This is a genomic window from Streptomyces sp. UNOC14_S4, from assembly GCF_020740835.1.
In the GTDB taxonomy this organism is placed as follows: Bacteria; Actinomycetota; Actinomycetes; order Streptomycetales; family Streptomycetaceae; genus Streptomyces.
Genome location: NZ_JAINFC010000887.1, coordinates 1 through 1572, shown reverse-complemented (window position 1 = coordinate 1572; position 1572 = coordinate 1). Strand labels below are relative to the sequence as shown.

At 77.4% G+C, this 1572-nt stretch carries 1 protein-coding gene; it reads right to left on the bottom strand.

Features of this window, described 5'->3' with window-relative positions; genetic code table 11:
- The coding region (locus K6I34_RS36755) for an amidohydrolase (RefSeq protein WP_229332356.1) at positions 1-1497 on the bottom strand (1497 nt) is incomplete at its 3' end.
- Positions 1498-1572 lie beyond the last annotated feature (75 nt).

The following is a 1572-nucleotide window of genomic DNA, read 5'->3' as shown; positions in this document are numbered from 1 at the left end:
CTCGTCCGGGACCTGGACGACCAGGTCACCGGCCGTCCAGACCGCGTAGTCGGCGGGCGCGCCCGGGACCAGGACGCCCGCGTCGTCGCGGCCGATGGCCCGCCAGCCGCCGCGGGTGTGCGCGGTGAAGGCGGCGCGGACGGAGATCCGGTGCTCGGGGGTGCGGTGGAAGGCGGCGGCGCGCACGGTGCCCCACGGGTCGAGCGGGGTGACCGGGCTGTCGGAGCCGAGCGCGAGCGGCACCCCGGCGCGGAGCAGGGCGGCGTACGGATTGAGGGTGCGGGCCCGCTCGGCGCCGAGGCGCTGCGCGTACATCGCGTCGTCGCCGCCCCACGCGGCGTCGAACGCGGGCTGGACGGAGGCGGTGAGCGCGAATTCGGCGAAGGCCGCGATGTGTTCGGGGGTGAGCATCTCGGCGTGCTCGACGCGGTGCCGGGCGGCGCGGACGGCGGCGAGCCCGAGCTTGTCGGCCACCATCCGCACACCGTCGACGACAGCGGTCAGCGCGGCGTCGCCGATGGCGTGGAAGCCCGCCTGGATGCCCGCCTCGGTGCAGGCCGCGACGTGGGCGGCGACGGCGGCCGCGTCGAGGTGAGCGGTGCCGGTGTGGTCCGCGTGCGGGCCGTCCGCGTAGGGCCGGTGGAGGCAGGCCGTGTGCGAGCCGAGGGAGCCGTCCACGAAGAGGTCACCGGCCGCGCCGTGCGCGCCGAGCTCGCGGATGCGGTCGGCCCCGTCGGCGGAGGTGAGGGCTTCGGCCCAGTAGCCGACGACGCGGGGGCCGGGGCGCTCGGCGGCCAGTGCCAGCAGGCCCGTGAAGTCGTCGGCGCTGGAGATCAGCGGCCCGGCGCACTCGTGCACGGAGCCGACGCCGAGGGAGGCGGCGCGGTCGAGCGCCGCCGCCTGGGCCTCGGCGCGCTGCGCCGGGGTGACGCTGTCGTGCGCGGTGACGCGCACGGCGTGGTGCGCGTCGCCGGTCAGCGGCCCGTCCTGCTGGAACCCGGACAGGCCCGAGGCGTGCGGCACGAGGTCGAGGAGGGCCGTGGTGACGACGGCCGAGTGGACGTCGACCCGCGTGAGGTAGAGCGGACGCCCGCCGGTGGCCTCGTCCAGCTCGCGGCGGGACGGCGGCCTGCGCTCGGGCCAGGCACTGGCGTCCCAGCCGTGGCCGAGCAGCACCCGGTCGGCGGGGCGCGCGGCCGCGTGGGCCCGCACCCGGTCCAGGGCCTCGGCCAGGGTGCGGGCCCCGGTGAGGTCGAGGCCGGTCAGGGTGAGACCGGTGGCGGTGGTGTGCACGTGCGCGTCGGTGAACGCGGGCGTGACCAGCGCGCCGTCGAGGTCGACCACCTCGTCCACACCGTCGGCGAACGAATCGGCGGCCCCTTCGGAGCCGACCCAGGCGACACCGCCGCGCTCGACGACCATCGCAGTGGCGAACGGGTCGGCGGGGCTGTGCACGGTGCCGTTGCGCAGCAGGGTGGTGCGGGTCTCGTTGCTCATGCCCCACAGTCTGCCGCGCCGTTGCGCTGCGCTCGCCCAGGGGTGCGGCTTCCGCCGTATGCCGCCCTGCGGGCG